This is a genomic window from Vibrio sp. SALL6 (assembly GCF_002002385.1).
In the GTDB taxonomy this organism is placed as follows: domain Bacteria; phylum Pseudomonadota; class Gammaproteobacteria; order Enterobacterales; family Vibrionaceae; genus Vibrio; species Vibrio parahaemolyticus.
In genome coordinates this window covers 114,942-140,037 of record NZ_MQVK01000019.1, presented here as the reverse complement: position 1 = coordinate 140,037, position 25,096 = coordinate 114,942, and the positions used below count along the sequence as shown (strand labels likewise).

Below are 25,096 nucleotides of genomic sequence, written 5' to 3'. Positions count from 1 at the left end.
AAAAACTGAATAGGGCTCAGTAGCCAAAGAACTGAGCCCACTGACACCACACATCCTGCAAACCTTGTCTATCACCCTTGATGAAACGCACTTTCTGACCCGGCTTCGCTTGCGCTAATCTAGGCAAATCTATTCTGGCAACACAACCAAGCTTTGGATACCCACCAATGGTTTGGTGGTCATTGAGTAATACAATCGGATTACCATCATGGGGAATTTGAATGGCGCCTAGCGCGATCCCTTCAGACAAGATGCCATCATAAGGTGGCTTTACCGTATTTCCTTCAAGGCGATAGCCCATTCGATTAGAGTCTGGCGAGATCGTAAAGCTTCCCGAATAGAATTTTACTTTAGCTTCAACACTGAAATCATCACATTGATAACCTTCAATAACGCGTAGTGTAATTGGCAAGTTGTAATCTGGCTTGAAACGAAATGTCATGATTCTTGGTTTATGGTTAGGTAATGAATGAGCGTCAAAAGGGAGAACATCTCCAGCTTTTAGAGCGTTACCATTGGCTTCTAGTCCACCTAATGCTTCACGAAGCACGGTCGATGAGCTCCCAAGGTGCTCAGGCACATTGAAGCCACCTTTTACAGCGAGATAGGCGCGAAGGCCATTTTTCGCCATTCCGAACTGAAGCTTTTGACCTTTTTTTATCGAAAAATCCGACCAATTAGCAATAGGGTGACCATCTACTGATGCATTCAGATCGCCGCCACAAATTGCCAGGTGACAGTCTTGTAAGGCGACAAAACAAGCATTGCCTAGCGTAATCTCGATTGCTGAGCAATTCACGCTATTTCCAAGTAGATGATTAGCCCAACTGTAGGCGTAATCATCAACAGGGCCACCTTGCGTTATCCCGATGTGAGCAAGACCAAAACGGCCAAAGTCTTGAATCAATGACAAAGGCCCTGACTTTTCAACTAATAATCCTGATGCGCTCATAACGATCCCCCTAACTCAAGAAATTCCTGTTTTGATACATCATAAAACGTGACCTTGTCACCAACTTCAAAAGGAATAAAAGGAGGAGTATCCGAAAAGAGTGAGAGTGGAGAGCGACCTATGATATTCCAACCACCTGGACTGTCTGATGGGTAAACGGCGGTCTTACTATCGGCAATGCCGACACTTCCTGATGGCACAAATGTTCTCGGCGTTTTTAACCTAGGCATGGCGATACTCTCTTCCACATCAGAAAGAAAGGCGAAGCCAGGTGCGAACCCAATCGCGGAAACGGTATATACAGGCTTTGTATGAGCATTAATAAGCGCTCCGAGATCAATGCCTTGTTCTTCAAAACGCTTCAAATCTAAAGCAGTTTCTTCGGAGTAATAAACGGGGATCGAAATTTCGTTAGGCTCAGCCTTGTCGGCTTTATTTGGGTCAAACGCGACTAAGATATTGTGCAGTATGTCGACTAACTGAAATTCACTGATTCTGAACGGTAAGTAATCAATTAACACGGTTCGATAGGAAGGAACGATATTCATGACAATATGGGACAGATGTTGGTTCATTGCTCGCGCTAACTGTCCAATTGAGTTTTCAGAAATGGTTTCATCAAATCGAATCAAAATGCTGCATTCAGAAACCAAATCAATCGAGAACTTTGTTTGATGCATTAATTTCCTCCGGAGTAGAGGCTTTGACGAATTTTTTGAATCAAAGCGATCGACTCTTCATTGTCTCCATGGACGCATATTGTGTCCGCTTCTAACAAGATATAACTGCCTGACGCGGTTTTTACTCGGCCTGAATCAGCCAATGTTCTGACTTGTTCTAAAATCGCTAGCTCATCTTTCAAAACGGCATTTGGGTGCGTTCTTGGTGTCAACATCCCATCATCCTGATACAGGCGATCGGCAAACGCCTCAAACAACAATGGCACATCATAATCGTCCGCGATTTCTAAATATTTTTCGTTCTCTTGCGATGCAAGGATCATCAACGGTACTTTAAACAGTGCGGCTGCTTTAACGACCGCTCGAAAAACCGCATCGCTTTTCATCATATCGTTGTAAAGGGCACCATGAGGCTTGATATAACCGATATCGGTATACTGCGCACGGCACAATGCCTGCAACGCGCCTACTTGATAGATCACCATGTTAGTAATTTCATCGCTGCTCATACTGAGGCTGCGTCGACCAAAACCTTGTAAGTCGGGATAACCGGGATGCGCACCAATATCAACATCGTGAAGATTCGCTAAGGTAATCGTGTCATGCATCACGTTCGGATCGGAAGCGTGAAAGCCACAAGCAATGTTCGCCATATCGACATGAGGCATCACGCTATCGTCAGCGCCCATCTTCCAAGAACCAAAGCTCTCGCCCATATCGCAATTTAATGTCAGTTGCTGTTTATTCAATGTCATATATTTATAGTTACCTTAGCAATCACATCACGATGCAGGAAAAACCTTTTATCTTCAGTGACTCAGTTCATTCTTCAAACAACCAGAATGAGATTTTTACTTAGAACTCGAGCTGAGAAAGATCATTAGAGTCCAGCACGTCGTTATCGTTCTTTGATTTGATCCGAATTTTAAGGTAATTCGGTCCTTTTCAATCCAATTTTTGAGAATTTAACGTTATTTTGCTTTGCCGTCATGTTAGTCTTACGGCTTCTATTGGGTGATAGCTTGCATAACAACTCTTTTGTCTTCTAGTTGTTGTTGTGCGACAGGAATATATATGTCATTACGAGCAAAGCTTATCTGGCCGATTCTGGTTTTTATTACGGCGATCTTTGTTGCTTCAAAAGGTTATACCTCGTACACCGCATACCAATCGTCAAAACATGAGTTGGTTGAGCAAACTCGCAAGTTAATCAATAACGTGTCTTATTCAATTAAAGATGCGCTCACAACAAAGAACAAGCGAAAAGCACAAACTATTCTGGCCGATCTTCTAGAACAGCCCAACGTTTCTAGAGTGAAGTTGTATGATAGGGCCAATGAACCTTTTGTTGTGCTTGAAGGGAGTGGGGAGTCTGCTCCAGTGCCTAATCAAAATGAAAGAAGTAAGCTCGATGCATTAGGGTATGCGTTGTCCGCCAAGTTTTTGTACGTACTTGAGCCTATCATCCATGAAGGGCATGTGATTGGTTCAATTCGAGTGACGTTGTCACATATTCCAATTATAAATGCGCAACATTCATTCTTGAAAGATGCCGGCGTACTTCTGCTGATATTGGCGGCTGGTGGCATTATTTTCTACATTACCATTGATCGTATCATTCTAAGACCGTTGCTCGATCTCAACGGTGCAATTCAAGATGTTACTTTTGGTAATGCCTCTCACGTACAAATTCGTCATCATTCTAAAGACGAACTGGGCGAAGTTATTCACTCATTCAACCGAATGATGACCAAACTCCGAAAAAGGGAAAAACAACGCCAGCATTCGTTAGCTACGCTCGAACAAAAAAGAGCATTTTCAGAAGAAGTCATTGAATCCATTCAGTATGCGTTGGTTATTACCGACAACCTTGGCACCATTATCCACAGTAATGCTGCGACTCAGCATATATTTCAGAAAACACCGGAAGCATTAGAAAATGCGAATATCCGCGATCTGATAAAAACAAAAATGCCGAACGAGCTTAGCCAAATTCTTAGTCGATGCTTAGAGTGTGATGATATCCACCTTCAAAACATTGATAACGAACAGCAGCTAAGCCTAACGACTCGTCGTTTGTCTAACCACGGTTATCTTCTCTTCGCCATTCAAGACATCACAGAGATTGAAGAGGCGATGAATCGCCAACGCGTAGCTGGTCGAGTGTTTGAAGCCAGTCAAGACGGCCTTATTGTGCTTAATCACAAAGGCGTCATCACCATGGTTAACCCAGCAGTCACCAAACTTGTGGGTTTAGAAATCGACCAGTTAGTTGGTCAGTCTTTCATTCAAACTATTCGTTGGCGAAAATTACAAGAAATGATGCCGAGTATCATTGAGTCCATTGAAAACTATGGCGTATGGCAAGGGGAAGTGATTGAGCAAAATCACTTAGGCTTACTTGTGCCAATGTTTGCTCGAGTAAATCGCATCGTGAAGTGCGAGGATAACGGTTTCTACGACTTGGTCATTATTCTTACCGATCTCTCCAATGTAAAAGAGATGGAGCGCCTCGAGTATCTCGCACATCATGACGCGCTTACAGGATTAGCAAATCGTTCTAAGTTCCATTTAGAGCTGGAAGATTTAGTCCAAAGGTCAGGCTATCAGCGCGATGAATTTGCGGTACTTTACCTTGATCTAGATGGTTTTAAGGAAATCAACGACACATACGGCCATGACGCTGGGGATGAAGTTTTAAAACGTGTCGCAGATCGTTTGACATCGGCGACTAGGCACAGTGACTTAATCGCACGCCTGTCTGGCGATGAGTTTGTTATGCTGGTCAACCCGGCCAATCAAAAAGTCGTAACTCGAATCGCCGAGCAATTGTTAGAGAGCATCTGTGCGCCTATTGAATACAAAGGTAATGAGTTAAAAGTCGGCGTGAGCATTGGGGTGAAATTGGTTGGCGTTAATGAACGAGACGCAACCCGTATTTTAAAGAGTGCGGATACCGCAATGTACCAAGCAAAGAAAGCCGGAAAAGGGCAAGCAATATTAATGGGATGCGAATTGCAAGAGACCGTTTAAATTGTCGCATTAAAGCTTTACACTAATCGGATTCGCGTCAGAAGGATTGATAAAATGAAAGTACTTGTTACGGGTGGTATGGGCTACATTGGCAGTCACACTTGTATTCAAATGATCGAAGCTGGTATGACACCAGTTATTCTCGATAACCTATACAACAGCAAATCCACAGTCTTAGAGCGCATTGAAAAAGTATGTGGCGTAAAGCCAACTTTTATCGAAGCGGATATTCGCGATAAGGCTGCGCTTGTTGAGGCACTAAAAGCACACAATATTGAAGCCGTTATTCACTTTGCTGGCCTAAAAGCAGTCGGAGAATCAGTAGAAAAACCGCTTGAGTATTACGATAACAACGTAAATGGCACACTTGTTCTTGTGGACGCAATGCGTGAAGCAGGCGTGAAATCACTGGTATTTAGCTCATCTGCGACAGTTTATGGTGATCCTGCATCAGTGCCTATTACTGAGGACTTCCCAACTAGTGCGACTAATCCATACGGTCGTAGCAAGTTAATGGTAGAAGAGTGCTTAACTGACTTCCAAAAAGCGAACCCAGACTGGAGCATCACACTTCTTCGTTACTTCAATCCTGTTGGTTCGCACCCAACTGGTGAGTTAGGTGAAGACCCGCAAGGTATTCCGAACAACCTAATGCCATTTATTTCTCAAGTAGCAGTTGGTCGTCGCGAGTTTCTATCTGTCTTCGGTAGTGATTACCCAACCAAAGATGGTACTGGTGTTCGTGATTACATTCACGTAATGGATCTATCAGATGGCCACGTTGCTGCGCTAGAAAAAGTCGGTAATAAAGCTGGTTTGCACATCTACAACCTTGGTACCGGTAATGGTTACAGCGTTCTTGAAATGGTAAAAGCATTTGAAAGCGCATGCGGTAAAAATGTGCCATACCAACTGGTTGAACGTCGACCTGGTGACATTGCAGAATGTTGGGCAGATCCTTCAAAAGCAATGAATGAACTAGGCTGGAAAGCATCACGTACTCTTGAAGAGATGACAGGGGACACATGGCGTTGGCAATCAAATAACCCACAAGGTTACCCAGACGCATAGTTTCATTTAACACAATAATAACAAAAAGGCGCATTCCAGCGCCTTTTTTGATCTAAATCGGAAAAAATCGTAAATTACTGGTTAAAAGGTAGCAACCAAATAGATAAGTGCTAAACTACCCATGACTCTTAATTTAGGTCGTAAATTTTCTTGTAGCTATTGGGGTAGTTCATGGAGCTTGGTCTGATCATCGCATTCATCGTTGCAGCAGCAGTGATGGTGAAGAAAGAGATGGCAAAACAGTAAGCTTTCATTTTTCATACTTTTCTTAACATTTTTGAAATGAAAGCCAATTAAAAAAGCCAGCATTACGCTGGCTTTTGTGTTTTCGGAGGCTTTAGAACTCGTATTTTGCTGTAATTGACCAGTTCCGTCCAGCTTGAGTCAGATCTTTGTTCTCTGTCTGAAGGTCACGCACATCATTCCAATTGTAGTACTCTTCATCTGTCACGTTGAACAGACCTGCTCGCAACGTAAGATCTTTAATAGGTTTGTAGTACGCGGTGATATCTACAACCGTAGCAGCAGAGATAGGCAACACTTTATCGTCATTTATGTCGCTTTTGTCTTTAGAAGCTGTGTAGTTAATGGTTAACGTGGTTCCCCAGTTTTGTTCTGAATCGTAATTAAAACCAGCGACAAGGTTCCAAGGGTTAACACTGTTTAGTGGATTATTGTTTCCATCTTCACCTTCCGTATACGCCGCTGCTACACGAGAGCTAAAGCCTTCGATTGGCATGAACTTGTTCCACGAAAGTTGGTTTGAAAACTCAATACCTTTAATTGTCGCTTTGCCTATATTCACGTACTGCTGAATCGCAGGGTCAGTCACTGGCGTCCAAGTGCCAGAGACGGTTTTACTTTCGATGAAGTTGTCGTAGTCGCTGTAGAAAACTGACACTTCACTGCTAGAAATGTCATTGTTATGTCGCCAACCAAACTCGTACGAAATACTGTCTTCTGCTTTTAAATCAGGATTTGGCTTAAAAATGTAGCCATGCATTGGGTTACCGAAAGAGTAGTACAACTCCTGGAAATCTGGAGCACGGAAACCTTGGCTGATTTGCGCGAATAAACGATGTTGTTCATTAAGCTTATAAACAGAACCTAAGCGGCCTGTAAATGCAGAATCAGAGAACTTTTTGTAGTCGCTAGCCGCGTTACCACTTGGGTTGCTGCTTGTGTCGCCTGGATCGGTTTCAAATGCATCCCACCGTACGCCCGGAGTAATCGTAAAGTTACCTACCGTAATCTCGTCTTGTAAAAAGAGCCCGTAACGACGCTCGCTCGCAGAAGGAATATAGAAAATTTCTTTGTTCGCGCTTGCACTGTTGTACTCTTTGTTGACGTTCTTAATGTCTTTATCACTAAAGGATGCACCGTACACAAAGTAATGCTCTGTACTACCAAGCGAGAGATATTTGTCAAACTGTGAGTCAAACTGGTAGCCTTCATCCTCGTAGATGTAGTCTTTACGTTGGATATTCTGGCCTTTAACACGATCAGTAATGCCGTTTTCTTCCTTGTTAAGCCAATCTAGTTGCCAGGTAAGGGAGTCCGCCAGGGCCGTTTGCATCTCCCAAATATGTTTTATACCAACTTGATATTGCTCTGTTACATCTTCACTTGTTGCATTCGTATAACCGTTGTAAGACTGCTTTCCGTTGCCTTTGTTGCGAATATAATTCCCATTGAACTCAACACGATGTGCATCATTGACTTGGTACTGAAGTTTAACCAGTAAGTTGTTCGCTTCAGTACTTGCATCTGCTAGATCTCCAAAGTTATCCAGTTCATTGCCGTCGCGACGCGTATAGGCAACTAGAGATTCCAAATCGCCCGTTTTGTTCGCTAGTGCAACAGATTCACTAAATGTATTGTCTTCGGAAGAGTAGTTGAACTTCGCATGGCCCCCAAAGTTACGACCCTTAAGGAAATCAGCCGGATCTTTGGTTTCAAATGCAACAATGCCACCAATTGCGTCAGAACCATGCAGAGACGATGCTGCACCTTTTACAATTTCAACCGCTTTTATTAGGTCGGTATCCACGTTAACGCGAGCAGAGTTAATGAACGTATTCCCTGATTCGAACTGGTTACCTTGAGATACGCCGTCAACAAGAACCTTAATTCGGTTACCTTCGATACCTCGAATATTGATACTCTGGACACCTTGACGCGAGTTTGTCTTAACTGTGACTCCTGGCGTGTACTCAAAGAGATCATCTAAGCCAGTGACCATACTTTCTTCGATGTTCTTATCAGTAACGATGGCAACAGAAGCAGCAGTGTCTTCGATTTGGCTATTAGTACGAGTCGCAGTCACGACCACTTCATTGAAAGTTGAATGGTCTTCAGCGTAGGCACCTTGGGATAGTGCAATCAGAATAGAGGCTGATAAAATTGATTTATTATACATTGGTTTCAATACCTTAAATCCATAATAGGCAATAACAACGCGCAAATGTTAATGGATCTAAATAGCAATTACTATCATTATCATTTTAATATTCAAATTTTGATGTCGTTTATTCTTGAATGCTTGGCATTTCTAGTCTTTATTTATCAGTGTGTTATATTGTTGAAAACGATTTCTGACAAATCTATCCAAATATCACAGCTGTGATTCACATCACACAAAGGGAGTTATCGTGCAGAGCCCTATCACTTTAGAAGCGCTCCATATCTTGGATGCGATAGATCGCAGAGGCAGCTTTGCGGCAGCGGCAAATGAGCTCGATAGAGCACCATCTTCACTGAGTTACCAAATCCAAAAGCTCGAACAAGATCTCGACATCAATATTTTTGACCGTTCAGGACACAAAGCGCTCTTTACGGAGGCGGGTAAGCTCATTTTGGAAAGAGGGCGTGCAATTCTGCAAGCGAGTGAAAAGTTAGTGAATGATGCGACTTTGCTTGCTAACGGTTGGGAGTTGGATATTACTGTTGCGTTTGATGGCATCATTCCAGTTTCAAACTTCTTTCCGATGGTGGATGCGCTGGCGGAAGTAAGCTCGACACGCATTAGGCTGCAAGAAGAAATCCTTGCAGGAAGCTGGGAATCTCTGAATACAGGAAGAGCCGATCTGCTTGTGTGCCCTTCGTTGGATACGTTACCGCAAGAAGTGAAAGCAGAGAAAATTGGCAAGATGTCCATGATTTGGGTTGCGGCAACCGAGCATTACGTTCACAAACGCAGTGGCGAGTTTGATGATTCAGCAAGAGAGAAATACCGAATTATTGCCATTGCAGACACCGCTCGCGAACAGCCAGCACTTTCGATAAACATCATTCAAAAGCAACCTAGACTCACTGTTACTAACTTTACAGCAAAAGTAGAAGCATTAACCGCAGGCTTAGGGATTGGTACCTTACCTAGACAAATCGCGCAACCGTTAATAGAAAAAGGCGTACTTAAGCAAATTGAAGGCACAGAAGAGCAGCCGATGGATATCATTCTCGCGTGGAGAAGAAACACCATGGGTGAAGCGAAATCTTGGTGCATTCAGTATCTGAAGAAGAATTGGAAACTAAAGTAACAGCGTCACTTTTTACTTCTTAGATTCAGATAAGTCTACTGAATCTAAGAAGTTGAGCGGTAAAAAGAGAGCACGCTCCTCACTCATTAATTTAAAGGTAGCACCATATCTGCCGTACCGTCTGCAAACTGGACATCAACTTCAAACCCCAAACGTTGAGCAAGCATCAGCATCCCTCGATTGGTCGGCATCGTCATACCTGACATTTGTTTCGTGCCTTTAATTTTGCAATAGCTGATGATCTTCTCCATCAAGATTTTTCCTAATCCTTTTCCTTTCAAATCTGAGCGAACCAAAATCGCAAATTCAGCATCACTGTTGTCTGGCGTGATCAGCGCACGCGCGACACCAATGATCGACGGTCCACTTTTATCGAATGCTACTGCGACAAAGGCCATCTCTCGGTCGTAGTCAATTTGAGTAAAATTAGCTAAAGCTTCGTGATTGAACTCACCAACCTCTGAGAAGAACCGTTTATAGAGATCTTCTTTAGATACACTATTGATGAACTGAGCGTGGAGCGGCTCATCTTCAGGAAGAATTGGACGAAGAAGGATTGGTTGACCATCACGCAGTGTCACAGTTTCAACAAATTCAGCAGGGAAAGGGCGAATAGCCAGTCGTTTTTGAGCGTCACCTTCATATTTGCAAAGCGTCACATCAGCATCAAGTATGGTTAAGTCATCTCCAGACACCAATACTGGATGGATATCCAGTCTTTGTATTTCAGGTAACTCAACCGCCATTTGCGAAATACGAACTAAGAATTTTGACAGCTCAGTGATATCGAGCGCATCTTTGTGTTTCTGAAGACGGATCTTCCCGGACTTTAATGCAACCACGACTAAATAGCGTGCAAGCGTCATATTCAAAGGAGGCAGGGCGGCCACCGCATCTTGAGCGATGTTCCATTCAGATCCACCTTGACCAAGTAAAATGACAGGCCCAAATACCTTGTCGACCGCGATACTGATTCGCAACTCTTCCGCGCTGCCAAGCTTCGCCATGCCTTGAACTAGCAGGCCGTGTACGTTTGCAGATGGGTAACTGAATTTGACGGTATCTAAAATCGATTGTGCAGCGTTAGAAACTTCTCGACTATTTCTCAAATTAAGCGCCACGCCGTGTACGTCTGATTTGTGAGGAATATCAGGAGAGCGAAGCTTCACGGCGACAGGGTAGCCAATATTTTCTGCCATGTGAACAGCTTCGATTTCATCCGATGCTATCCAAGTAGGCAAAACATTAAAGCCAAAGAGCTTAAATAGTGGGCTAGTTTGGTGTGTATCCAGTGTGACTGTGTTTTTATCCAGTAGTCGTTCATCTACCCATTCTTTTGCAGAATTTACGCTACCTGAGTGCAGCGGCTCTGCTGTTGTTGGCGTTTCCATCAACTGTTTCTGATTTCGCCTGTATTCAACGAGGTGCATGTAAGCAACGACCGCACTTTCCGGCGTACGATAGGTAGGTATCCCCGCTTGAGTGAATGCCAATCGAGCATCTCGAGATGTTTGTTCCCCAGACCAGTTAGTTAGGACATTAAAATGTTTATGTCGAGGGTGATTCTTGATGGCTTCAATAACCGCCAAAGCCGTTTCATAAGAATCAGACACGGCAGAAGGACTGTGCATAATCAAAATCGCATCAGCACAATCATTATTCATTACCGCATTGATCGCATCTACGTAGCGTTTTTTCGTTGCATCTCCGGAAAGATCTATCGGATTAACACCCCGCCAGTTAGACGGCAAAATGGCTCTGAGCTGTTCGGTTGTTACTTCGTCCAGAGTCGCTAAATTGCCACCTCGCTCAACTAGTGTATCAACCGCCATGACGGCAGGGCCTCCACCGTTAGTGATGATGGCTAAGCGTTCTCCACGCAACGGAACTGAGTGCGTCAGCGTCTCTACCGCAGCAAATAACTCATGCGTATTGCTAACACGCAGCATACCCGTTCTTCGTATCGCAGAGTCATAAATCACATCGAGCGTATCGCCATCTTGCTGCTCGAACGTATTCATTTCTTTTGAACGACCAGCTTTCAACACCAATATACGACGATTGCGAGAAGCGGCACGGGCTGCGGACATAAATCGTCGTGCATCTTGAATGGAGTCTACATACAACAATATTGCTTCGGTATTGCCATCCATACTCAAATAATCGAGCAAATCTGCAAAATCAATATCTTGTCCACGACCAATCGAGATAAATGAAGAAAACCCGATATTTTTGTCGTTAGCCCAATCTAAAACCGTGGTACAAACGGCAGCCGATTGAGAGATAAAAGCAATCTTTCCCGGCTTTGCTGCGACAGGCGAAAACGTACAATTGAAATTATGCCAAGGTAAGATAATTCCAAGACTGTTTGGTCCAAGAACCCGAATATTAAGAGATGACAAATCTAGCGTTTGTGCATCATCAGAAATTACTATCGCGAATGGAGTACCACGCTCATCCAGCTCTTTGAGAAGTTGTTCATTTCGCGAAGCATTAGTACAGAGAATCGCGATATCCGGCGTATAGGGCAGGGAAGCAACATCGCGATAGGCAATGACACCCGATACCGCTTTATACCTTGGGGTAACTGGCATGATTGCACCGTCAAACCCACTTTGCAGAAGGTTCCGCATAACGACTTGACCTGCACGGAGTTCTTTTTGAGAGGCGCCAATTACCGCTACAGAACTAGGTTTAAAGAGCTTATGTAGTTTATTCATGTGAACTCCTGCGGCTTGTCGCGACTTACTTGCAATCTGCTACGTTGATATCAACAATCATAAACGAATAAATAGGCCAGAAAACATAAACGAACCGGACATTGAAGCAAATCTATACAGTGCTTGTAGAGTTTGTGTTACTCATCACATCAAATTCGCAGATTATTGTATTTGATGCTTGATAAACGGGCCTGCTATCGGCATGATTTATCGTAATATTTATCCAGAGCGTTTGTTACTTCATGAAAAAAATCGCAATCATTGGCTTATCAGTCCTTCTTTCAGCTTGTGTTTCGGAAACTTACATCACAGATGTCACCTCCGAAAGCTACCGAGAAGACTACAAATCAGACGCAGTCTCTAAACCTATAATGGCATCTGAAAGTGCAGTTGTAGAACAAGACGTTAAGCCTGAAGTCGTGAAAATGACGGCAAAGCCTGAAGAGAAAAAAGTGGTGAAACTCACACCCAAAGAGCAGGTAAAACCCGTTAAAATCGTCCCACCGAGCAAGAAGCAAGCAGGTATTCAACGATTCGGTTACACCATCCAAGTAGTCGCTGTCGGTAGCCAAGCTAAAGTTGATCAATTTGCAAACAAACTGCCTCAAAACGGTCAGCCGATTTGGGAGAATTACAAAGTCGTCAACGGCACAAAGTGGTTCTCGGTTCTTTACGGTGACTACGCAACAAGCGCCGAAGCTCAACAAGCGATTTCAACGCTTCCAACTCAATTCCAACAGTTGAAGCCTTTTGTTAAAAGCATTGACGCAATTAAGAACTCATCATTTCCAACGCTTAACAAACTCAACTAATCAAACCAAAATAAGGGAGCAATACGCTCCCTTATTTCTTTGGTCAAATCCTATTCGAACAGAATTCCTCACACTAAAATAACTGTACGTTACACCTCAAAGGTTTATCATATTAACTAGTATCTTTTGTAGGTCACGGAAAGATTGATTCATGATTAAAAATATTCTTCTATTATGCGGCGGCGGCTCTTCTGAACACGAAATTTCACTGTTGTCGGCTAACTTTGTTGAACAACAACTAAACCTAATTCAGAACGTCAAAGTCACTCGCGTAGAAATAAAAAATGAAGGTTGGGTTACAGATCAAGGCGAATTGGTTTACCTTGATTTAAACACCAAACAATTGTGCTCGAATGAATCCAATCAAACGATCGACTTTATTGTGCCTTGTATTCACGGCTTTCCTGGCGAGACTGGTGACATTCAATCACTATTCGAAATTGCCGGTATTCCATACTTAGGATGTGGACCAGAAGCAAGCAGCAACAGTTTCAATAAAATCACATCAAAACTTTGGTACGACGCTTTAGACATTCCAAATACACCTTACTTATTCCTAACTCGCAATGATGAACACGCTCACAGACAAGCTGAACAAGCCTTTGAAAAGTGGGGAAAAGTGTTTGTTAAAGCTGCACGTCAGGGCTCGTCTGTTGGGTGTTACAGTGTAACCGAGAAGCAAGCTATCGCTAAAGCAGTAAACGATGCGTTTGGTTATTCAGATCAAGTACTTGTAGAGAAAGCGGTAAAACCTCGTGAGTTAGAAGTCGCAGCTTATGAAATGAACGGTGAACTGCACATCACTAAGCCAGGTGAAGTGATCGCACCCGATGGTGCATTTTACTCATACGATGAAAAATACAGCAGCTCAAGCCATTCATTAACAGAAGTAGAAGCGAAGAACCTGACTCAAGAACAGATCGATAAGATTCGTCATGCGTCAGAAACCGTATTCAAACAAATGAACCTTCGTCATTTGTCTCGCATCGACTTTTTCCTTACGGAAGATAACGAAATTTACTTGAATGAAGTGAATACATTCCCAGGAATGACACCAATTTCAATGTTCCCTAAAATGCTTCAAAACAATGGTCACAAGTTCCATGAGTTTCTTGAAGATTGTATTAATAGTGCAAAGTGATTAACGTTTACGCGATACGTTTTGTGTTAGAAATAGTTGAATAGAGCACGGTTTGTTCAAGCGATATTTGAATAATGCTCAGTAACAATTATGATTGTATTAACGCATTAAACAGATGATTCAGTGGTATGGCAATTTCAAATTATAGAGGTTTTAACCTGCAGTCAGGCGGACCCGATGGCAGTATTTGGAAGGTTAAAATCAAAAACCACGTTTTACAAGGCAGTTTGACGGCGGTGAAAAAGAGCATTGATTGGTGGTGTGACACAGCATCAATCATTGACCCGAAAGAATTCGCGTCTCTTGGACAAAGAGCAAACCCAACCGGTGGTGTTCAATCAGAAGTTTTTAACGGCTATACCATTAAAAACGACACTGGTGAACCAAACGGTTGGTACTGTATGTTTAATGGAAAACTCATTAAAGGTGGCAAAGCTGCTATTCAACGACACATCGAAGCTTATTTAGTTGCAAAGCAGAAAGCGATGCAAGCGCAGGCACAACAGCAAAAGAAATAACAGAATGACCCTGGTATATTCAACAGAAACCGGACGCATTAAACCGGAAGAAGAAAAAGTAGCTCGTCCTAAAGGCGACGGTATTGTTCGTATTCAGCGCCAAACCAAAGGCCGTAAAGGCAAAGGCGTTTGTATCGTTTCAGGATTAGACCTAGACGATGCGCCTTTGAAACTGCTCGCTGCAGAGCTTAAAAAAGTATGCGGTTGTGGCGGTTCAGTCAAAGATGGCACCATCGAAATTCAAGGGGACGCAAGAGATAAGATCAAAACGCACCTTGAAAAGAAAGGCATGGCAGTAAAACTAGCCGGTGGCTAAATTCCTGACATTAAAATCTCAGATAAACTAAAAATGGCGTCTATATGATTAGACGCCATTTTTATTTGCAATAAACAATTTTGCTAATTGAAGAACAAGCAATCGCAGATTGATAGATCGATATTAGCTATTTTATGGTAAATACTGATTATGTTTAATCAGCTCTCTAAAGTTAGCTCAAATTTAAAATCTGAAAGAGATAGGAGAGCAAAGTAGAAAGAATCTGACGTATGGTTACACTTAATTTAACATAACACATATAATGCGCACTGCAATAGTGATTCCTGTGGACTTGCAATCACTAAGGCTAATCCAGTGCAAGCCATTGAGATTCCTGATAATCCAAGCCCATTAAACTTTTTTGCAATTCCTTCCCATACTGCTCTTAATTACTTCAACCCAGCAATGGTACCTCAGATTGAAGTAATGTTTGGAATGGCTATACCAAACCAAACCTTATCAACTATCTCTTGTATACGTCAGTGTAAGAATTTACTTTTTTCATGAAAATTTGAGGTGTAAAAACCGAACCTCATAACCAAAGGTTCGGCTTATTGAGCTGTTGTTTTATTTATGACTTAAGTCTTTAGTATCACAAACCAAGGTCTCTTTTCATATGGTCGCTTAGCTCTTCGGATGCCCGTACGTTTTGCTTTCTTGAGTACCGATGCCTTAACTCACCACCAAACAACACGCGAAATACTCTAGTATAAAAATTTATGGTTTGTACAACTAACTTAGAAAAACTTATTTCTGGCAAGGATAATTGTTTCGTATTTTGTTTTATTACTTTCATATTCATAAACCTCAACATAATTTGTACTTAAATTTGATAATGCAACATCGATTACTAAAATAATTTTATTTATATTTTTGGGTACAGTAATTTCATTATGGATAACGCAAGCCGCTTCAATTAACATGCTACCTTTACTTTTATTCAAAGATGTTATTTTTGATATAATGTCAACCTTACAGTTCCTATCGTTGACTAAAGATTTAATATCGTCACTGCCTGAAACGTTAATAATCCCATTTTTTATATTATTAACAATCTGCTCCAAGTGGTATTCAGAAACCACTTCTTCGTAACTTTTAAATATCATTTTCCCCCTCCGTTGATGCAAGTTATACTGTTCAGCCTCCAAAAAGACAACGTGACTCAGAGTTGCAGATAGGTAACAATCATGGAATGGCTCAATAGCGAACTCATCAACTTCGCGGCAATATGCAAACACCTCTCTTTAACTGAAGCAGCTAAGGAACTTGGAAAATCAAAGGCTCAAGTCAGTCGTCAACTCGCGATGCTTGAAACTGCTTTAGGCGTAACATTGGTGCATAGAACGACTCGAAAGCTCGTCTTAACTGACCATGGGAAAAGTATTAGTCCTCTGGCTCTTGAAACATTAAGTAAGCTACAAGAACTAAACTATAGAGCCAGATCACTGAGTGACTATATTAGCGGTAAATTCAAGATAACAATGCCAAACTCTATAGCTTCATCAATTTTCGGCAGTATTTTGAGAAAATTACAAGAGAGATACCCTGCGGTAATTTTTGAAATTTCGTCTAGTAATAAGGTGATAAATCTATTAGAAAGCAATGTTGATATGGCAATAAGACTAAATGATGTTGTTGATGATAATTTAATTGCGCATAAAGTTGGGAATTATAATGATGTTCTAATTTCTAATGACAGCAATGAAATAAGTAGCACTCTTCTTATATATAAAAATCATTCGAATAAGGAAGAAATAAGAAAAAGTTATTGTGATGTGATAGAGGTCGATAATACATCAATTTTATTAAACTTTGTTGAGCAAGGTGTGGGATTGGGCGTAATACCCAACTACCTGTTAAAAGGCAGTAGTCATCAAGAACTTTTAAAAGTTACCCATACATACAGCACAGAAAAGTCAATGTATGTCGCCTACCCCTATCAAAATCCATTACCGAGAAAGCTGGCCGAAATTTCATCTTTCATAAGGTTAGAGCTCACAGCGATCTTAGGGGAAAAGTAACTATAATTACGGTGTCACATCCAGTTGGACTTACTCATTTGAGGTCTGCCGAAAAATGACAAATAACACTCAAAAACAAAGTTAATTTGTAACAAATTATGTTAACGATATTGTCAATTCAATTATCTCAATAGAGGAATGATGCTTTGCGTCACAGAGATCGTGGTAAAACATATCCTCGGAAATGCTTCTAATGAATGCATATCACGTTAAATAGTGCGTTAATTGACTTTGACTAAAACATAAGTCTAGTACAGCCCAATAATCAATTGATTTCATAATCTGCGAGCGGTATGGTGTTTGTGACCCCCATAAAAAACAAGGATATTGGCTATGGATAAATTACTGGCGTCCGCTTTAGAAATTAAACAGCGCACCATGGTTACTGGCCTTTTTGCAAAGAACGGGTTCAAAATCGCCATGACAGATTTTGACGATGTTACTTTTGAGCGAGAAGGCGTCCAAGTTAACGTACATTTTGACATGGCTTCAAATGCTGAATCCGTTTCTGTTTTGTCCAAAAAGCCATTCTCGTTAACTTGATAAACGATATAAGCCGAACTAGCCTTTGGTTCGGCTTTTATTCATCATTGTTTAATCATCTAAGTACACGACTAGCAAATCAGCTTCTATGGCGTTCGCAAGCTTAGGGACAGAAGAAAAGAAACGACTCAACAAGCTATGATGATGGCCACATACAACGAGATCTATCCCTACTTCCTTCGCAATTCCGGAGAGCTTGATGTGAAGATCACCAATCACAACCATATTGTCATGGACTTCATAATCACACTCGTCAGCAAGCTTTTGTAATGCATTCTGCAACTTTCGTTCTTCTTTCAACTCTAGAATAATCTTATCGACATCTACATAGACTAAGGAAAGCTTACTTTTTTCATCTTTCGCTAAAGAAACTGCTTTATCGATGACTTTTTTGCTGGAATCAGTAAGGTCTACCGCAACCAAAATATGTCCATAACTCATTACGTTCTCCTATTTTGAATGGTACTACTTTTAGTCTAGCTTATCGAACACACTAGACATCGGCTTACCCGCGATATCTAAATGAAAACATCCAAATCCCCATCTCTAAGAGCTCAGTTGTTCGAACATATACCCTAAAACATCAAAAGCCTCTCACTAAACATTACACCGTAACTTAAGTTGACTTGTAAGCGATGCTGTAAAACTAAGTCCGTAGTGGCTCCTGCCTCTAAGCGCTCTGAAAATCTAGATTAAAGATCATCAAAAACTCTGCCGCAATTTTAATGATGTAATCCCTGGATAAGCAGTTCTGACACACCGTCTGCAAGTACTTACTGTCTTTATATGGAAGTATATATAAGCACCTAATTCTAATTTGATTTTGTGACACTGTGTCTTAATGAAAAATTCAACACATTATACTGGCTAATTATCCCTCTTAATGGCCGCTGTGTAATTTAATTACATGCAAATTATTCATCAATCTTGGAAAAGCAAATAATTCTACGATAACTCACTGATTAATATCAGATTTAACCAAGATTGACCTAAACAACCATAAAATCACCACTGAAGCATGTTTATGGATAAAGATGAATTGGTAAAATTTTACCTGTTGCTTTCGTCTAAATGGTTAGCTCTTTTACTGCTGTAGTTAAGAAGATCGTGTTACGCGGTAACGGTATGACTTAAATTGTTTGATGGGAAATGGATTAAGAAAGGGGCAAAAAAAAGCAGGGTCTGTGCCCTGCTTCTTCTATTAACTGTCTTGTTGTTTGGCTGCGTATTCTGCGCGAATCTTCTCTGCCACGATTTTGATCGCTTCGGCTGTACTTGTGCCCTTTGCCATCAATTCTTGAATTCGTTCTACAGCTTCTTGCTGCTCTTTGTGCGATATAGGTGGTAAATCGTCAAACATAAAAAAAGGCTCCTCAATGTGAGGAGCCGACTATAACGATTCAGTTAATAGGTCGCAAGGAAATTAATGGATGCGCCCATTGCATTTTCGTTTGTGTATCTCGCAGCAATATCTAATTCAATCAGGTTCAATGGCGATAAGCCTATACCAGCCGTAATCGTCCCTTCATCATTACTTCTCGCAAGGTTTTTCATATAGCCACCTCGTAGTGCCATTTGGCGCAAAATGTCTATTTCGAAGCCAGCTCGAATCATTTGGGTGTTGTCATCAAATGAGGAAAAGCGTTTCTCTTCATTTAAGTCGTAGTCGACGCTCATGGTAAAGTAGTCTGCAACGATACCCGCACCTACTGTGTAAACAGGTCTCATACTGTATTCGTATGACTGAATCGTATCAGTGTTGTACTGGAACGATTTGGTTTTCACGTCTCTTCCAATCAAGTTTTTAGCCGAGATACCCAAACGATATGGACCGAAGAACCAAAGTGCACCCGCATCTAAGTTAAACATAGTTTCAGCAGTTTCGTGCTCACGGAGATCTTTGGTATCAAAGTTTTTAAAGCTGGTCGCATACGAATATGTATAGATGCGCTGCAGTTTTGGGGTGATACCAAAAGAAAGATGCTGATTCATAAAGTTGGTGTACTTGGCAAGAGACACCCCCGCCTCCGCTACGCCAATCGAAACACCTTGAACATAGCTGTCTGTTAGTGGATCGACACCTGATGTATCAACATTAGGTTGAACAAATGACTCTGTGTAGAGTTTTCCGTAGACAGTTGCTGATAAGAATTTATTTGGAATACCAACGGCAACGACACCACCTAAGTCAAAATCCATTTTTTTGCCGTCAATAGCGTCCATGGATTTTTTGATCTCATCAACATCGGTCAGCTTACTAATGCGCTCGATTTCGTCAATAAGATCATATTGATCGTCATAACTTATACCGAAACTTGGAATGATCATACCCGCGTCGTCATTGCGGCGGTAAATTGCAGTCAACGCAGGGTTGAAAAATGGAGCGGTCAGATAAGAGGCAGAAACGGTACCAACACCACCCATTGCATCGCTACGTGCTTCAATAGCATAAGTCGCAGCAGAAGCGACATTCGCAAATAGTGATGCTGTAATGGTGGTGGCTAAAATTTTGAATTGGGTTTTCATACTACACTTGTGTTTTTAGTTCTTCCTGAACTTATATCGGCACAAATGTTATTTCTTTAATTATTCTTCCTGAGAAAGATCATAAGTACGGCTGATTGTTTGAGCTTGCTCAACAATTATGTCCCCTTGCCAACGTCTACTGTTGATACTTACCGCTAAAACATATCTATCGTTTGGTACACCAGCTAATTCAAGTGAGTTTGGGTAATTAGATTCGTAGGTTTTCTTCCACATCTGCTCATACTGGCCATCCACATAGTCGTACAGACCGACTTCTAATTGAGGTAATGGGCAATGAGGATTGCGAAGTGCACTCTTTTCTACTTTCCAGTTCTCTTTTGATGTCCAGCGTACATATTGGGAGGAGTTTGAGTCTCCGAGTATCACCCAAGTTCGGTAAACTTGTTTATCTTTAGATACAACGGACAAGTGATACAAACCGGCTTCCAGTTTACCTGTAAGGTTGTATCGCTTGAGAAAACTGCGTTCGTTTGCAATTTCTGTCCCATCAGCTTGCTCTTCATAACTGAAAGAGCTGTCACCAGAGATAGACTCATCGACCCAACGACGAAACGATATGTCTTCAATATCTGTTGTCGCTCTAAGTTTGATCACCAAACGGAAAGTGTCGCGCCCCGGACTTTGGATAGTTTGACGAATCACGTTTACGCCACTGATCCAATCAGGCAAGGTAACACCTGTCAGTGATTTTCCACAATTTTTCGAAAGAGATTGACCGAGTAAGTCATTGAGATGAGGAGTTAGATCTTTGCTTGGCTCTGTTTGCCATAACTCAACCAACGAGTTGAACATCCCTGCGAGGTCATCTTCAAGCAGGTGTTGATGAGCTTGTGTCAGTGGCGTATTGGTTTGAAACCAGTCCATCGCTTGGACTGGTTTCACTAACGCTAACGAGAGAACTACAGGGAGTAGCGTTTTCATTATCGATTATGCTTTCATCTTGTAGCCTACGCCACGAAGCGTTTCGATTTCAAGGCCTGGCAATTTCTGACGAAGTTGAAGTACGTGGGTATCTACAGTACGTGTTGTAGGGAAATGGTTGTAACCCCATACATGGTCTAGTAATTCATCACGAGTAAAAACGCGGCCTAGGTTTGACGCCAAGAACAGAAGCAAATCAAACTCAGTACGAGTTAACGTGATCAAATCACCTTTGAAGATAACTTCACGTGTTGCGCGATCGATCTCCAGATCTTTCGTCATCACTTTATCTGCATTAGCTTGATCAGCAGAGTCAGGCGCACGCAATTGAGCACGAATACGCGCGAACAATTCAGCTTCTGCAAACGGTTTTGTAAGATAGTCATTTGCACCAGAGTCTAAACCAGCTACCTTATCTTTAACGGTAACAAGAGCCGTTAACAAGATAACTGGAACGTCTTTAATTTTCTTCCATTCAGGGAGATGTTGTACGGAGTCACCGTCAGGTAGCTGGCGATCTAGGATGACAAGATCCGCTTTTTTCCACTGAGGTTCGACGTCGGCAATACGCTCCACATGTAAACACTCATATCCTGCTTGTTCCAGGCTTACTAACAGGCCATCAGCCAAGTTTTTATCGTCCTCAACGAGAAGCAGTGTCTGTTTCACAAGGTATCTCCAATATAAAGGTTGTAGGTGGTCCCATTAGGGACATTTTTCCGCCCATGCGGCCTACCATAGATTCAACGATTGTTAATCCAAGTCCTAACCCGCTCTTACTTACGAACGGTTTTCTCAAATTTGCCCAGTCTTTAGAAGTCAAATCACCGGCATCTCGGACTTGGAATACGATTTTTTCTTCACTGGTTTGAACATTCAGTTCAACCGGTGGAACGCCATACTTAAGTGCGTTTCGCAATAAGTTATCGATACATGTTCCAAGCCAGTAAACGTTAACTTTTGCCGCTACATCTTCGTTGATGTGGAAAAGCACAGCGTTATCAAATTCTTCTTCAATCTTATATTCTAGCCATTCTGCTACAGATGGAACCCAATCTGTTGCAAGCATTTGGTTATCAGATTGCAAATAATCTTTACTTGCCTCCGCCAATTGACGCAATCGGCGAGTATCTTCACATAATCTTCGGAATTCGTCATACACACTTTCAGGTAAGTGCTCAAATTCTCGTCTAAATCCTTCGACGGTTAGCGATAGTGAAGCAATTGGCGTTCGAAGCTCATGCGTTAAGATCTGTAAGACCAGCATACGGCTGCGAAGTTCTTCACGCTTACTGTTCCAACGGTACACCGCCCAGCCAATGACAAGCAAGATGTTTGCAATGACAAGGATGATCATGCTGATCCGCAATACTTGCGAGTGATCTTCTACATCCCAACATATGTTGCCTCGTTTTACGAAACAGCTTTTGCTTTGTGACGCTAATGTATAAGAAAGACCCGCATTCGCGACGTTTTCTTGCCAAACGTCTTTGGAAAATACGAAGTAACGGTCTCCACGACGAAGCCACATTTCCTTGCCTTCAATAAACATACTTGCTCCTGCAATTAGAGCATTAATGGCGTCATCGTCCATATTTTGCAAGCTTTCTAGTAGCTCGTCACCTTCTTCGTTGTCACGCTCTTTAATGTGCATGTACTGAGCAAGTTTAGGACGCAACTCGGGATACTTTTCAACATAGCGCGCCGCGTAAGTACCGCCACCCGGGTGAATTAATCCACTACGCGAGAACCAACGCGGCGTTAATTGCGTTCCCTTACAAATAGCACGAGTAAATACTAGAGGTTCAGTAATTAGAGGGCTGAGAGGTAATTTCCCTCGACATGTATTCGCCAAGCTGTAGAGCTGCTGAATATCCTTCAAAGGATAGTCAGAAGTTTGAGGAAGCAACGAATCAGGTGAAAGTAACTTCGTAGGGTAATTTGATTGCAGAATGCGTATATCATACGATTTAAGAGCCACTTCATAGTTAAATAGCTCTGTAAACGTATCTATGCGTTCTGGTAGTGAATCGGATAATGCAGGTGCCGAGAATAGTGGCAATATTGATGCAAAACCGAGCAAAAACTGTTTAATCAAACTGTTACCGTTACTTGTTTCATTAGCGAAAACTATACATCAATCTACAAGCAATTGACATTAGCTAACTTAAGGATTTGCATTACTATAACATTGAAACGGAACAAAAAAGGGCCAGCAAGTGCTGACCCTGTATAGTTTTAAAACAATTTCGATTACAACGCTTTAAAAATCGCCTCTACGCTTTCTTTAGCATCACTTAAAGTAAAATAGTGTGATACATTAGTTTGAAAAATGATGCATTGGAAGTAGGAATATCAATATGTTATATGCATACTGTCGGGTTTCCAGCGGGAAGCAATTGGAGGGTTTGTCCATGTCTCTCCAAGGTGACGAGGCACTTTTATCTCGAATTGCTAAAGAATATCACACTACGGTATCAGACAGAATTTACATAGATGAAGGCGTATCGTCTTACAAAGGCAAAAACTTAGAATCGGGTCAGCTTGGCGAAATTGTGCGCGATATCGAAAAAGGTCGCATCAAGAAAGGCGACATTATTGTAATGCGTGCTCTTGACCGCCTAAGTCGTCAAGAACTGACAGATTCAGAAAATCTATACAACCGCATCGTCGGGGCAGGTGTTAATATCTACACAACCATTGATAATCACCTGTACAAACAGTGCTATTCTGAAGACTCTTGCTCTGAATACTGCACATGAAGAAAGTGCAAAGAAAGCATATCTTACTAATCGATACGCTCTGCATCGTATAGAAGAATTTCAACGCGGAGAGAAGCCCGAAAACGGAACCGCATGGGATATCGGCGTCGGTAAACACCCATTCTGGATTCAGCTAGATAATAAAGTCGTACAACCCCACCGTCTGTACTTTCAAGCCGCGAAAGATATTGTCAAGCTCATCATCGATGGTAAAGGTAATCGTGAAATCATGCGTTATCTTGAAGAAAATCATCCAAGGTATGACAAAGACGGTGAACGCATTGAGTGGTCATACTCTCTTGTTGCCTCGTTTCATCGTAAAGAAGCATTAACTGGCTTGCGTTCCGTCAAACTAGAAGATATTGAATACAAATTGGAAGACTATTACCCAAGAGTGTGCACCGATCTCGAATTTCATCAAATGAGTTTGCGAAAAGAAGAGAAATACGTGTCGAACGGTAATAGAGCACGCCCTACTCTTCTCGGCGGTATTCGTCGGCTTTACTGCTCTTGTGGTCGCGCTATGGGTGGAATTGCTCCAAAAGATAGCCCTGCGTTTTATCGCTGCTTACATATTCTCAACCCATGCATAAGCTACATAAGCTTGAGAGTTGTTGATCGTATAGTTCTCGATGCTATTCAGACCCATGTATTCGAGTCTGAGAAGTTTGACGATACGCTATTGAACGAATTGCTATCTAAAGCTGACTTAATGCGTATCAAGTACTCTAAGCAAGAATCGATGTTGATGAGTGACCCTGATCTCTTCACGCCAGAGTTTAAGCAGCAATTGCGCAAGTCTAAGCTTGAGATAGAGCAAGTCGAGCAGGAGATCATGGCTGAACGTAAGAAGCACGCAGTAATTGAAGATGTAGATCTCAAGTCTTATGCCGAGTGGCAAGCTGCGATATCAGAATTTCAAGAACAGCGAGACGACGAAGAGATTATTAAATTACGTGACCAAGTACAGAAGCTAGTACGTCGCATAGATATTGACGGTCAACTGATAACAATCACGATGGTAGATGGTAAAAAGATATACCGTCATATAGTGAAAGATAACACACACGATACTGTCTACTGCAAAGTTCACGTAGTTGACTCTGAAACACTTGAAATGGTCACATTAACTAATCCCGCACTTTCAGATGTCTACTGCTTAGAAAGTGAACTAGAGCGATTCAAATCAGCGTGCAATATCAATCAGACTTTTATTACTCGCATTGCAATCAGGGAAAAAACCGACCATTTAGGCATTGTGCAACAAGCGGTATCTGACTACCTCGATGAACATGATGTGCTTCGTTGGCGACGTAGTGATGTGATGAAATTAGGCGTGACGACGACACAGTGGCAGATGTTCAAAGAGCCCGAGCATATGTCCGGTACTGGTGTCGTAATTGAAGAATTGAAGTACAAAGATAAGAACTACGCGAAAAAATCTGCTGTTGTTGCTTACAAACGATACAACGAGCAAGCTATATTAAACTTGCTCAATGCTCGTTCACTAATTTGATGTT

The 25,096-nt window shown here is 41.9% G+C and carries 24 protein-coding genes and 1 pseudogene; 11 read left to right on the top strand and 14 right to left on the bottom strand.

Annotated features, from left to right (window positions below; genetic code table 11):
• Positions 1-16 precede the first annotated feature (16 nt).
• From BIW15_RS11505 to BIW15_RS11495, 3 genes are read right to left on the bottom strand one after another with little or no spacing between them, the layout of a single operon-like run.
• Positions 17-952 carry a biotin-dependent carboxyltransferase family protein gene (locus BIW15_RS11505; protein ID WP_025587587.1) on the bottom strand — a complete coding sequence of 312 codons (936 nt, stop codon included), beginning with the start codon at positions 950-952 and terminating at the stop codon, positions 17-19.
• Positions 949-1,632: an allophanate hydrolase subunit 1 gene (locus BIW15_RS11500; protein ID WP_025587589.1), complete on the bottom strand. Its 684-nt coding sequence runs from the start codon at positions 1,630-1,632 to the stop codon at positions 949-951. The genes BIW15_RS11505 and BIW15_RS11500 overlap by 4 nt, the downstream gene beginning before the upstream one ends.
• Positions 1,632-2,387 (bottom strand): 5-oxoprolinase subunit PxpA, encoded by a 756-nt coding sequence (locus tag BIW15_RS11495; protein ID WP_005498854.1) that lies wholly within the window; start codon positions 2,385-2,387, stop codon positions 1,632-1,634. The genes BIW15_RS11500 and BIW15_RS11495 overlap by 1 nt, the downstream gene beginning before the upstream one ends.
• A 319-nt stretch (positions 2,388-2,706) precedes the next feature.
• Here BIW15_RS11495 and BIW15_RS11490 point away from each other — a divergent pair, with 319 nt between their 5' ends.
• Positions 2,707-4,665, top strand: coding sequence for a diguanylate cyclase domain-containing protein (locus BIW15_RS11490; RefSeq protein ID WP_077281062.1), 1,959 nt, complete (start codon positions 2,707-2,709; stop codon positions 4,663-4,665).
• Positions 4,666-4,719: 54 nt separating this feature from the next.
• Positions 4,720-5,736: a UDP-glucose 4-epimerase GalE gene (gene galE, locus BIW15_RS11485; protein WP_025592879.1), complete on the top strand. Its 1,017-nt coding sequence runs from the start codon at positions 4,720-4,722 to the stop codon at positions 5,734-5,736.
• A gap of 128 nt (positions 5,737-5,864) precedes the next feature.
• Here galE and BIW15_RS25330 read toward each other — a convergent pair whose 3' ends face one another.
• Both BIW15_RS25330 and BIW15_RS11475 read right to left on the bottom strand, forming a co-directional pair.
• Positions 5,865-5,990 (bottom strand): hypothetical protein, encoded by a 126-nt coding sequence (locus BIW15_RS25330; RefSeq protein ID WP_005480852.1) that lies wholly within the window; start codon positions 5,988-5,990, stop codon positions 5,865-5,867.
• Positions 5,991-6,073: 83 nt separating this feature from the next.
• Complete coding sequence (locus BIW15_RS11475) at positions 6,074-8,155, bottom strand: TonB-dependent hemoglobin/transferrin/lactoferrin family receptor (protein WP_046268668.1); 2,082 nt, start codon at positions 8,153-8,155, stop codon at positions 6,074-6,076.
• A gap of 232 nt (positions 8,156-8,387) precedes the next feature.
• Between BIW15_RS11475 and BIW15_RS11470 the strand changes: the two genes are divergently transcribed.
• Positions 8,388-9,275 carry a LysR family transcriptional regulator gene (locus BIW15_RS11470; protein ID WP_077281061.1) on the top strand — a complete coding sequence of 296 codons (888 nt, stop codon included), beginning with the start codon at positions 8,388-8,390 and terminating at the stop codon, positions 9,273-9,275.
• A gap of 86 nt (positions 9,276-9,361) precedes the next feature.
• Here the strand turns inward: BIW15_RS11470 and BIW15_RS11465 are convergent, their stop codons facing one another.
• Complete coding sequence (locus tag BIW15_RS11465; RefSeq protein WP_021484015.1) at positions 9,362-11,995, bottom strand: bifunctional acetate--CoA ligase family protein/GNAT family N-acetyltransferase; 2,634 nt, start codon at positions 11,993-11,995, stop codon at positions 9,362-9,364.
• 242 nt (positions 11,996-12,237) lie between these two features.
• Here BIW15_RS11465 and BIW15_RS11460 point away from each other — a divergent pair, with 242 nt between their 5' ends.
• The 4 genes from BIW15_RS11460 (at position 12,238) to yciH (ending at position 14,782) form a co-directional block, all read left to right on the top strand.
• A complete protein-coding gene (locus tag BIW15_RS11460; RefSeq protein ID WP_005455347.1) occupies positions 12,238-12,807 on the top strand; it encodes an SPOR domain-containing protein in 570 nt (189 codons plus the stop codon).
• A gap of 151 nt (positions 12,808-12,958) precedes the next feature.
• A complete protein-coding gene (locus BIW15_RS11455) occupies positions 12,959-13,948 on the top strand; it encodes a D-alanine--D-alanine ligase (protein ID WP_020835291.1) in 990 nt (329 codons plus the stop codon).
• 128 nt (positions 13,949-14,076) lie between these two features.
• Positions 14,077-14,466 (top strand): DUF3319 domain-containing protein, encoded by a 390-nt coding sequence (locus BIW15_RS11450; protein ID WP_005498869.1) that lies wholly within the window; start codon positions 14,077-14,079, stop codon positions 14,464-14,466.
• A gap of 4 nt (positions 14,467-14,470) precedes the next feature.
• Positions 14,471-14,782 carry a stress response translation initiation inhibitor YciH gene (gene yciH, locus BIW15_RS11445; protein ID WP_020835292.1) on the top strand — a complete coding sequence of 104 codons (312 nt, stop codon included), beginning with the start codon at positions 14,471-14,473 and terminating at the stop codon, positions 14,780-14,782.
• A 245-nt stretch (positions 14,783-15,027) separates the two neighbouring features.
• Here the strand turns inward: yciH and BIW15_RS11440 are convergent.
• Positions 15,028-15,159: pseudogene (locus BIW15_RS11440) on the bottom strand (DUF3693 domain-containing protein); the annotation flags it as partial.
• Between the two features lie 360 nt (positions 15,160-15,519).
• A complete protein-coding gene (locus tag BIW15_RS11435) occupies positions 15,520-15,888 on the bottom strand; it encodes a hypothetical protein (protein WP_021484665.1) in 369 nt (122 codons plus the stop codon).
• 81 nt (positions 15,889-15,969) lie between these two features.
• Between BIW15_RS11435 and BIW15_RS11430 the strand changes: the two genes are divergently transcribed.
• Complete coding sequence (locus BIW15_RS11430; RefSeq protein WP_062851981.1) at positions 15,970-16,803, top strand: LysR family transcriptional regulator; 834 nt, start codon at positions 15,970-15,972, stop codon at positions 16,801-16,803.
• 333 nt (positions 16,804-17,136) lie between these two features.
• Entirely contained in the window at positions 17,137-17,346 is a 210-nt protein-coding gene (locus tag BIW15_RS11425) for a hypothetical protein (protein ID WP_179115277.1), read from the top strand.
• 51 nt (positions 17,347-17,397) lie between these two features.
• On the opposite strand, the gene BIW15_RS11420 is transcribed toward BIW15_RS11425, so the two are convergent.
• The 6 genes from BIW15_RS11420 to vxrA all read right to left on the bottom strand — a co-directional run bounded on the left by BIW15_RS11420 (position 17,398) and on the right by vxrA (position 22,912).
• A complete protein-coding gene (locus BIW15_RS11420; RefSeq protein ID WP_023585175.1) occupies positions 17,398-17,787 on the bottom strand; it encodes a universal stress protein in 390 nt (129 codons plus the stop codon).
• 760 nt (positions 17,788-18,547) lie between these two features.
• Positions 18,548-18,706, bottom strand: a complete 159-nt coding sequence (locus BIW15_RS11415) for a YoaH family protein (protein WP_076664419.1) — start codon at positions 18,704-18,706, stop codon at positions 18,548-18,550.
• 44 nt (positions 18,707-18,750) lie between these two features.
• Positions 18,751-19,872 carry a conjugal transfer protein TraF gene (locus tag BIW15_RS11410; RefSeq protein WP_005455289.1) on the bottom strand — a complete coding sequence of 374 codons (1,122 nt, stop codon included), beginning with the start codon at positions 19,870-19,872 and terminating at the stop codon, positions 18,751-18,753.
• Positions 19,873-19,932: 60 nt separating this feature from the next.
• The gene (locus tag BIW15_RS11405) at positions 19,933-20,814 is read right to left on the bottom strand and encodes a DUF2861 family protein (protein ID WP_005455351.1); all 882 of its coding nucleotides are present in this window, start codon (positions 20,812-20,814) and stop codon (positions 19,933-19,935) included.
• 6 nt (positions 20,815-20,820) lie between these two features.
• Complete coding sequence (gene vxrB, locus BIW15_RS11400; RefSeq protein ID WP_005479407.1) at positions 20,821-21,483, bottom strand: response regulator transcription factor VxrB; 663 nt, start codon at positions 21,481-21,483, stop codon at positions 20,821-20,823.
• Positions 21,458-22,912 carry a sensor histidine kinase VxrA gene (vxrA, locus tag BIW15_RS11395; protein WP_077281058.1) on the bottom strand — a complete coding sequence of 485 codons (1,455 nt, stop codon included), beginning with the start codon at positions 22,910-22,912 and terminating at the stop codon, positions 21,458-21,460. Before vxrA ends, vxrB begins: the two co-directional genes overlap by 26 nt.
• Before the next feature lie 316 nt (positions 22,913-23,228).
• Between vxrA and BIW15_RS11390 the strand changes: the two genes are divergently transcribed.
• The gene (locus BIW15_RS11390; RefSeq protein WP_256856989.1) at positions 23,229-23,576 is read left to right on the top strand and encodes a recombinase family protein; all 348 of its coding nucleotides are present in this window, start codon (positions 23,229-23,231) and stop codon (positions 23,574-23,576) included.
• A complete protein-coding gene (locus BIW15_RS11385) occupies positions 23,494-25,092 on the top strand; it encodes a recombinase family protein (protein ID WP_179115276.1) in 1,599 nt (532 codons plus the stop codon). Before BIW15_RS11390 ends, BIW15_RS11385 begins: the two co-directional genes overlap by 83 nt.
• Positions 25,093-25,096: the final 4 nt, after the last annotated feature.